The sequence below is a fragment of the Streptomyces pseudogriseolus genome, assembly GCA_002154585.1.
Lineage (GTDB): Bacteria > Actinomycetota > Actinomycetes > Streptomycetales > Streptomycetaceae > Streptomyces > Streptomyces pseudogriseolus.
In genome coordinates this window covers 1-9,144 of record MUNG01000596.1, presented here as the reverse complement: position 1 = coordinate 9,144, position 9,144 = coordinate 1, and the positions used below count along the sequence as shown (strand labels likewise).

6 protein-coding genes and 1 pseudogene are annotated in these 9,144 nt (G+C 72.5%); 2 read left to right on the top strand and 5 right to left on the bottom strand.

Annotated elements, in window-relative coordinates; translation table 11 throughout:
- Positions 1-545 (top strand): bifunctional DNA primase/polymerase (locus CCN29_RS33285; RefSeq protein ID WP_086686215.1); only part of this gene is annotated, 545 nt, incomplete at its 5' end.
- A 93-nt stretch (positions 546-638) separates the two neighbouring features.
- Here CCN29_RS33285 and ftsY read toward each other — a convergent pair.
- The 5 genes from ftsY to CCN29_RS33260 all read right to left on the bottom strand — a co-directional run bounded on the left by ftsY (position 639) and on the right by CCN29_RS33260 (position 8,472).
- The gene (ftsY, locus tag CCN29_RS33280; RefSeq protein ID WP_006130457.1) at positions 639-1,841 is read right to left on the bottom strand and encodes a signal recognition particle-docking protein FtsY; all 1,203 of its coding nucleotides are present in this window, start codon (positions 1,839-1,841) and stop codon (positions 639-641) included.
- A 253-nt stretch (positions 1,842-2,094) separates the two neighbouring features.
- Complete coding sequence (locus CCN29_RS33275) at positions 2,095-3,513, bottom strand: sugar porter family MFS transporter (RefSeq protein ID WP_006130458.1); 1,419 nt, start codon at positions 3,511-3,513, stop codon at positions 2,095-2,097.
- 227 nt (positions 3,514-3,740) lie between these two features.
- Positions 3,741-7,319, bottom strand: coding sequence for a chromosome segregation protein SMC (smc, locus tag CCN29_RS33270; protein ID WP_086686213.1), 3,579 nt, complete (start codon positions 7,317-7,319; stop codon positions 3,741-3,743).
- Positions 7,320-7,607: 288 nt separating this feature from the next.
- Positions 7,608-7,811: a hypothetical protein gene (locus tag CCN29_RS33265; protein WP_006130460.1), complete on the bottom strand. Its 204-nt coding sequence runs from the start codon at positions 7,809-7,811 to the stop codon at positions 7,608-7,610.
- Between the two features lie 379 nt (positions 7,812-8,190).
- Positions 8,191-8,472, bottom strand: a complete 282-nt coding sequence (locus CCN29_RS33260; RefSeq protein ID WP_006130461.1) for an acylphosphatase — start codon at positions 8,470-8,472, stop codon at positions 8,191-8,193.
- A gap of 175 nt (positions 8,473-8,647) precedes the next feature.
- Here CCN29_RS33260 and CCN29_RS33255 point away from each other — a divergent pair.
- A pseudogene (locus tag CCN29_RS33255) lies at positions 8,648-9,144 on the top strand (CAP domain-containing protein); the annotation flags it as partial.

Genomic DNA, 9,144 nt, shown 5'->3' with positions numbered 1-9,144 from the left:
TGGTGCCCGGCGCGCGCGCCGTCGCCGGGTCCTGCTCCTGCGGCCGCGCGGGCTGCCGCGCGCCGGGCGCCCACCCCCTGCCGCACGCGCCGGTGATCCGCGCGGGCGCGCCGCTGGACGAGGTCACCGCCCTCTGGTCGGAGTTCCCGGGCGCCTCGGTGATGCTGCCCGTCGGGCGGGCGTTCGACGTGATCGAGGTGGCGGAGCCGGCCGGGTGCCATGCCCTGGCGCGGCTGGAGCGGATGGGCCTGCCGGTCGGGCCGGTCGCCGCCACCCCGGACGGCCGGGCGCAGTTCTACGTCGCGCCGGGCGCCGCGGCGGCCCTGCCCGACCTGCTGTACCGCATGGGCTGGGACGACCCGGACGCCCTCGACCTGCGCGGCCTGGGACGCGGCTCGCATGTCACGGCGCCGCCGTCGGACCGCGCCGGCCTCGGCCCGGTGCGCTGGCTGCGCTCCCCCGCCCTGGACTCCGCCTCCCGTCCGCCGGAGGCGCGGCTGCTGCTCGGCACGCTGGCGTACGTGGCGCACCGCTCGGGATCCTGACGCCTCTGACGACGCCCCCGTACGCGGCGAAGCGCCCGTCCCCCGGTCCGGGGGCGGGCGCTTCCTCGCGTACGGGGCCGGACGGCTCCGGGGTCACTCCCCCAGGAGGGCGTCCACGAAGGCCGCGGGCTCGAACGGCGCGAGGTCGTCCGCGCCCTCGCCGAGACCGATCAGCTTGACCGGGACGCCCAGCTCACGCTGGACGGCGATGACGATGCCGCCCTTGGCGGTGCCGTCGAGCTTGGTGAGCACGATGCCGGTGATGTCGACGACCTCGGCGAAGACCCGGGCCTGCACCAGCCCGTTCTGGCCGGTGGTGGCGTCGAGCACCAGCAGCACCTCGTCCAGCGGGGCCTGCTTCTCCACGACCCGCTTGACCTTGCCGAGCTCGTCCATGAGGCCGGTCTTGGTGTGCAGCCGGCCGGCGGTGTCGATGAGCACCGCGTCGGCGCTCATCTCCTTGCCCTCCTTGACCGCGTCGAACGCGACGGAGGCCGGGTCGCCGCCCTCCGGGCCGCGCACGGTGTGGGCGCCGACCCGCTCACCCCAGGTCTGGAGCTGGTCGGCGGCGGCGGCACGGAAGGTGTCCGCGGCGCCGAGGACGACGGTGTTGCCGTCGGCGACGAGAACGCGGGCGAGCTTGCCCGTGGTCGTGGTCTTGCCGGTGCCGTTGACGCCGACGACCATCACGATGCCGGGGCCGCCGGCCGCGTTCTCCGTGTGCACGGTGCGGTCCATCTCGGGACCGACCAGCGTGATCAGCTCCTCGCGGAGCAGTCCGCGCAGTTCCTCGGGGGTGCGGGTGCCGAGCACCTTGACCCGCTCGCGCAGCCGCTCGACCAGCTCCTGGGTGGGCTGGACGCCGACGTCGGCGGTGAGCAGGGTGTCCTCGATCTCCTCCCAGGTGTCCTCGTCGAGGTGCTCGCGGGACAGCAGGGTGAGCAGGCCCTTGCCCAGGGCGTTCTGGGAGCGCGACAGTCGCGCGCGCAGCCGGACCAGGCGGCCGGCGGTGGGCTCCGGGATCTCGATCTCGGGAGCCTCGGCAGCGGGCGGTTCCTCGATGACGACGGGACCGGCGCCCGCCGGAAGATCAACCTCCTCGATGGTGCGCCGCGGTTCCTCCCGCGGCGTCTCGGCCTCTTCGCCGACGTGCGGCTCGGCCGGCGGGGCGGTGATGTCGGGCGCGGAGGGCGGCGGCGGGGGCAGCGGCTTCTTGCGCCGGCTCCCGACGATCAGCCCGCCGAGCGCGCCGAGCACGACCACGGCGATGACTACAGCAAGGATGACGATGTCCATAACCCGTCCAGTATCAGCCATGCTCTCCCGCGCACCCCCAACCGGACGCGCGCCGCGTCCCCCGACAACGCCGCGAGGCCAGGGGCGCGGGGAACTGCGCGCCAAGCCCCCAACCACCCGCACGGGACCACACACAGCGCCGCCCCGGCTCGGCGAAGGCCGAGCCGGGGCGGACGGGGTGGCAGAGCGAGGGGCAGGAGCAGCGGGGAGGAAGACCCCCACCCCCCGGGTCACGGGGAGGGAGGAAGGGGCGTCAGCCCATCTCCTCCAGCCGCTTGCCCTTCGTCTCCTTCACGAACTTCAGGACGAACGGAATCGACAGCGCCGCGAACACCGTGTAGATCACGTAGGTGACGGACAGGTTCCAGTCCGCCAGCGACGGGAAGCTCGCGGTGATCGCCCAGTTGGCGATCCACTGCGCGGCCGCGGCCACACCGAGCGCCGCCGCACGGATCCGGTTCGGGAACATCTCGCCGAGCATGACCCAGACGACCACACCCCACGACAGGGCGAAGAAGAGGACGAAGACGTGGGCCGCGATCAGGGCCACCCAGCCCTGCGTGGCGGGCAGCCGGCCGTCGACGAGGTTAGAGGAGAACGCCCAGGCCTCGAGCGCGAGACCGATCACCATGCCGACGGAGCCGATGATGGCCAGCGGCCGGCGGCCGATGCGGTCGACGAAGATCATCGCGATGACGGTGCCGACGATGTTGATGATCGACGTGGTGAACGAGTAGAGGAACGAGTCCGAGGGGTCGACGCCGACCGACTGCCACAGCGTGGCGGAGTAGTAGAACGCGACGTTGATGCCGACGAACTGCTGGAACACCGACAGGCCGATGCCGATCCAGACGATCGGCTTGAAGAAGAAGCTGCCGCCGAGCAGGTCCTTGAAGCTGGACTTCTCCTCGCGGTGCATGCCGGTCTCGATCTCGGTGACGCGGGCGTCGAGGTCGATGCCGCTGCCCTCGACCTCTTCGAGGATCGTGCGGGCGCGCTCGTGCTTGCCGACGGAGATCAGGTAGCGGGGCGACTCGGGGATGGCGAAGGACAGCAGGCCGTAGAGGACGGCCGGGACGACCATGACGCCGAGCATCAGCTGCCAGGCCTCCAGGCCGAGCAGCTCACCGCGCTGGTCGCCGTCGGCGGCGTTCAGGATGCCCCAGTTGACGAGCTGGGAGACGGCGATGCCGACGACGATCGCGGCCTGCTGGAAGGAGCCGAGCCGGCCGCGGTAGGCGGGCGGGGCGACCTCGGCGATGTAGGCGGGGCCGATGACGGAGGCCATGCCGATGGCGAAGCCGCCGACGACGCGCCAGAAGGCGAGGTCCCACAGGGCGAAGGGCAGCGCGGAGCCGACGGCGCTGACGGTGAAGAGGGCCGCGGCGATCTGCATGCAGCGGATGCGTCCGATGCGGTCGGCTATCCGGCCGGCGGTGGCGGCGCCGATCGCGCAGCCGATCAGCGCGACGGCGATGACCTGGGCGAGCGCGGCGGAGCCGACGTCGTAGCGGTCGCGGATCGCCTCGACGGCGCCGTTGATCACGGAGCTGTCGTAGCCGAAGAGGAAGCCGCCCATGGCGGCGGCAGCGGCGATGAAGATGACATGCCCGAGATGTTCGGGATGAGCCGGCCTGGCTCCTGACGCTTGTGCCTGCGCGGTGCTGCTCACGTGTACTCCTCGGGCCACCGGCAACATCGCCGGGTGGGGGGTCAGCCCTTCAAGGTCTCCGTCGTAGGCACCTGAAGGTAAAAACAACATTGCAGAGACTATGCCTTCATCTTTTGAAGTCAATAGGCCCTTGGCTGTGAGTTAGTAGACGTGAAACCCGGCCCGGGCCCAGACATGAACCCGAAGGCACCCGCCAAAGGTTCACATATTGAAGAGTTGGAGCCGATTCAGCGCAGACGCTGGCTGATGACCTTGGACACGCCGTCGCCCTGCATGGAGACGCCGTACAGCGCGTCGGCGACCTCCATGGTGCGCTTCTGGTGCGTGATCACGATCAGCTGCGAGGCCTCCTGGAGCTCCTGCATGATCCGGATCAGCCGCTGGAGGTTGGTGTCGTCGAGCGCGGCCTCGACCTCGTCCATCACGTAGAACGGGCTGGGCCGCGCTTTGAAGATCGACACGAGCAGGGCCACCGCGGTCAGCGACCGCTCGCCGCCCGACAGCAGCGACAGCCGCTTGACCTTCTTGCCCGGCGGACGCGCCTCGACGTCCACGCCCGTGGTGAGCATGTTGTCGGGGTCGGTCAGCACCAGGCGGCCCTCCCCGCCCGGGAAGAGCCGGGAGAAGACGCCCTCGAACTCCCGGGCCGTGTCCCGGTAGGCCTCGGTGAAGACCTGCTCGACGCGTTCGTCGACCTCCTTGACGACCTGGAGCAGGTCCGCGCGGGTCTTCTTCAGGTCCTCCAGCTGCTCGCTGAGGAACTGATGGCGTTCCTCCAGCGCCGCGAACTCCTCCAGGGCGAGCGGATTGACCTTGCCGAGCTGCTGGTAGGCGCGCTCGGCCGCCTTGAGGCGCTTCTCCTGCTCGGCCCGGACGAAGGGACGGGGCTGGTTGCGCGGGTGCTCCGGGTCCTCCGGGAGCTGTTCGCCCTCGGCGGGGGGCGAGGGCGGCACGAGCTGGTGCGGGCCGTACTCCGACACCAGCCCCGCCGGTTCGACACCCAGTTCCTCCAGCGCCTTCGCCTCCAGCTGCTCCATCCGCAGCCGCTTCTCGGCGCCGAGTACCTCGCCCCGGTGCACTGAATCCGTCAACTTGTCGAGCTCGGCCTTGAGGTCGCGCCCCTCGGTGCGGGCACGGGCGAGCTCCTCCTCGCGGCGGGCCTTGGCGGCCTCGGCGGCGGTGCGCTCCTCGGCGGCGCGGGCCAGGGACACCTCGACGTGCGCGAGCAGCTGGCGGGCGCCCGCGGCGACGGCGGCGGCGACCTCGGCCTCGTGGCGCAGCCGGGCGCGGCGCTGCTCGGAACGCGCGCGTGCCTCGCGTTCCGCGCGGGCGGCCCGGTCCAGGGAGTCGGCCCGTCCGGCCAGCCCCTTGACCCGCTCCTCGTGCGTACGGACCTGGAGGCGGGCCTCCATCTCGGTCTGGCGGGCGTTGGCCCCGTCGGCGGCGAGCCGGTCGCGCACGGAGGTGTCGGGCTCCTCCTCGTACGGCATCTCCTCGGCCGTCTCGAGCCGCTCGGCGAGCTCCTCCACCTCGGCGAGCGCCGTGTCCAGGGCGTCCTGCGCCCGTGCGGCGGCGGCCCCGGCGCGCTCGGCCTCGCCCGCGGCGCCGCGCGCCTGGCCGGAGAGCCGGCCGAGCTGCTGGGCGACGGCGGACTTCTCCCGGTCGGCGGCCCGGCGCCGCTCCCCCAGCTCCTCGACGAGGGCCGCGCACTCCCGGCGCCGTCCGGCCGCCGCCTCCTGCGCCTCGGCCAGCTTCTCGCAGCGCACCGCCAGCTCCTCCAGCTCGGCGGCCGCCTCGTCGACGGACGCCTGCACCTCCAGCAGGCTGGGCGCGCCGGCCGAGCCGCCGTGCGCGAAGTGGGCGCCGAGCAGGTCGCCCTCGGCGGTGACGGCGGTGAGGCCGGGGCGGGCGTGGACGAGTTCCTCGGCGTCCTCGAGGGTGCCGACGACGACGATGCCGTGCAGGAGCCGTCGTACGGCGGGCATGAGGTCGTCGGGACCGCTGACCAGGCGCTCCGCCGGGAGGGGGGTTCCGGAGGGAGTGGCGGGTGCGGATGCGGCGGGGGCCGGCTCCGCCGTGTCCGGGAACGGGCCCGTGACCAGGAGGGCGGCCCGTCCGGCGTCCTGCTTGCGCAGCAGCCGGATCGCGTCGGCCGCCGCGGACGGGGAGGACACCGTGAGGGCGTCCGCCGCCGCGCCGAACGCGGCCGCGAGCGGCACCTCGTAGCCGGGCGTCACCGTCAGCAGTTCCGCGGCCGGGCCGAGCAGGCCGGTGAGGCCGTCCTTCGCCTCCAGCAGCGCGCCGGTGCCGTCCTTGCGGCGCAGGCCCAGCGCCAGGGCCTCGTGGCGTGCCTGGGTCGCGGCGCGTTTCCTCTCCACGGCGGTGACCGCTTCGCGGGCGGCGGTGAGCGCGGCCTCGGCCTCGGCGAGCCGGCGCTTGGCCTCCTCGTGCCGCTCGGCGAGTTCCGCGTCGCCGGCGTCGAGGCCGTCGACCTCCGCCTGGAGGGCCTCGTACTCCTCCTGGGCGGCCACGGCGCGCGCCTGCGCCTCGTCGCGGGCGGCGGCGAGGCGTTCGATCTCGGCCTGGGCCGCGGCGGCGCGGGAGCGGGCGGCGCCCACCTGTCCCTTGAGCCGGGCGAGCCCTTCGCGCCGGTCGGCGATGGCGCGGGCGACGTCCTTCAGCCGCCTCTCCTCCTGGGCGAGTTCGCGCTCCAGTTCGGCGCGGTGGGCGACGGTGTCCTCCAGCGCGCGTTCGGCCGCCTCCAGGGCGGCCTCCAGCTCGGCCTCCTGCTCGCGGATGCGGGCGGCCTCGCGCTCCATGTCCTCGGGGTCCCGGCCGCGCCGCTCCTCGGGGGGTGCGGAGGTGGCGCTCTTCACGCGCGCGTCGGCGAGCGAGATGGTGCCGCGCACCCGTTCGGCGAGCTGGGAGAGCTCGTACCAGGTCTGCTGGGCGTTGTGCAGCCGCGGAGTGAGGCGGCGTACCTCGTCCTCCAGAAGGGCCTCGCGCTGGAGCGCCTTCTTCAGCTCGGCCTCGGCGGCCTCCTTGCGCTGTTTGAGGGTGGCCTCGTCGGCGATCTCGGCCTGGAGCGCCTCGCGCAGGGTGACGAGGTCGTCGGCGAGGAGACGCAGGCGGGCGTCGCGCAGGTCGGCCTGGATGACGGCGGCCCTGCGGGCGACCGCCGCCTGGCGACCGAGGGGCTTGAGCTGCCTCCTGAGCTCGTAGGTGAGGTCCTGCACGCGCGCGAGGTTCGCCTGCATCGCGTCCAGCTTGCGCAGCGCCTTCTCCTTGCGCTTGCGGTGCTTGAGGACGCCGGCGGCCTCCTCGATGAAGGCGCGGCGGCCCATGGGGTCGGCGTGCAGGACGGAGTCGAGCTGGCCCTGGCCGACGATGACGTGCATCTCGCGGCCGATGCCGGAGTCGGAGAGCAGTTCCTGGATGTCGAGCAGACGGCACGTGTCACCGTTGATCTGGTACTCGCTGCCGCCGTTGCGGAACATGATCCGCGTGATGGTGACCTCGGAGTACTCGATGGGCAGCGCCCCGTCGGAGTTGTCGATGGTCAGGGACACCTCGGCGCGGCCGAGCGGCGGGCGGCCGGTGGTACCGGCGAAGATGACGTCCTCCATCTTGCCGCCGCGCAGCGACTTGGCGCCCTGCTCGCCCATGACCCAGCTGAGCGCGTCCACCACGTTGGACTTGCCCGAGCCGTTCGGGCCGACGACACACGTGATCCCCGGTTCGAACCGCAGGGTGGTCGCGGAGGCGAACGACTTGAAGCCGCGGAGGGTCAGGGCCTTGAGGTGCACGCCGCCGGACTCTACCCGCCGGGCATGTCTCACTCCATGAGCGCGCGGTTTCGCGGGTGAACGCGCAGGGCATGCCAGACGTTGAGAAGGTGAAAAGGTGCGCGGAACAGAGAGTGCGCGGCGCGGGGGTCGCGGGGTCCTCCGCAGGCGGCCGGCGGGCTCAGCGGTTCGGGACGCGAAGGGGTGAAGAAAGAAGGGACGCCGGAGCGTCCCTTGCAGTTCTGACTGCCTGGCGGTGGTGACGGGCAAGCCCGACCACTGCGCTGCTGTTCGTGGAGCGTGCAGTGATCAGGTGAGCGCAGGCTCCGCCTGGTGTGCGTCAACGCTCTCCATGATCCTGTCGTGAGAAGCGGCAGCCTTCAGGGCGTCCTTCTCCGCCTGGATCCGCACGAGCTCGGATTCCAGGTCCTGGACGCGCTGCTGGAGCCGTCGCATCTCGGCGAGGAGTCGCGGGTCGGAGCCGCCGACGTAACCGAGAAGCGCCTTTGCCATGATGGATGGTCCTCCACAATGAGTGACCGACCGATGCGGTGTGGGTCGTGAGGGATTCGCACCCGCGGTGCTTGGCAGGCCTGGAGTTGTGCTGCCGTTCAGCCATGCCAAACAGCTAAGGTGCGCGGGGCTTTCAGCGTCTCACCAAAAAGTTTGAGGGTCAACACGATCACGCCCCGTATCGGGCGACAACCGGGCGCGTACGGCCGCACTGCGGCGGCGACGCGTGCCTCACGGGGCCTCGGGGCGTGGCGGTCATCTTGGCGGGCGCACGTGCCCCTGGCAAGCGGTTCGCCTCGATCACCAGCACTTTTTTACCCGCGGACGACGCACGGCACAGGCGGCGCGCCCCTCGGTACGCAGGCCCGGCGGGGGCTCGTCAGCGGATCGCGAAGCCGTCGTAGCCGCCGCGGGGTGTGTCCCAGATCTCGGTCACTCCGTCCACGCGTCCGGGCGTGTCGCCGTCCTGGAGCCACTCCAGCAGCCGGTCGCAGCGGTCGCGGGCGCCCTCGGCGACCACCTGGACCCTGCCGTCGCCGAGATTCAGGGCGAATCCCTGAAGTCCGCCGATCTCCAGCGCCTTGGCCCGGGTGAACCAGCGGAAACCCACACCCTGGACGTGTCCGCGGACCCAGGCGACCAGTCGCACATCCTCGCTCATGCCTGCAACCTAACCGGACAAAGTCACACCGGGCACTCCGCCCCCAGGCGCCATGCGGTAGCGTCGCCACCCATAAATCTCATATGAAACTCACTCGTTCGTGTGAGTTTCGTGATCGTCGAGTTTCGGGCTGGTCGCGAGACACGCCGACCGCCAGAACGAGGAAGGCCAGGACATGGGACGCCACCGACGCTCCGACGCCGGCCGCGCCGCCACGAGCCGCGCCGCCGGCGTCACCCACCCTGACGGCTCCTACGGTGAAGGCCTGGCCCCGCGAGGCGCCGGCGCCGACGGCCCGCCCACGATGGGCACGGCGCCGTACCTGAACCCGGAGGCCTACGCGGAGACGTACGCCCGCAGCGAGGCGTACCTGTACGCGACGGAGGAGACCGCGGCGCCCTCCGGCGGCTTCCCGGACGCCGCCCCCGCCCCTGCCGCCCCGGCCGCCGCGTACGCCTACTCCGCCCACACCGCCGAGACCGTCGCCGCCCCGGCCGTCCCGAGCGTCCCGGGCCCCCGCACCGCGGAGTACGACTTCACGGGCCGCTCCTTCGACGGCGACCCGGTCCCGGAGTGGGACGTGACGCCCCGGCCCCGGCCGGTCCGCACCGCCCGTACCACCGCCGTGACCTCGTCGGTCGGCGCGGAGGACCGGCCCGCGAACGGACGGCC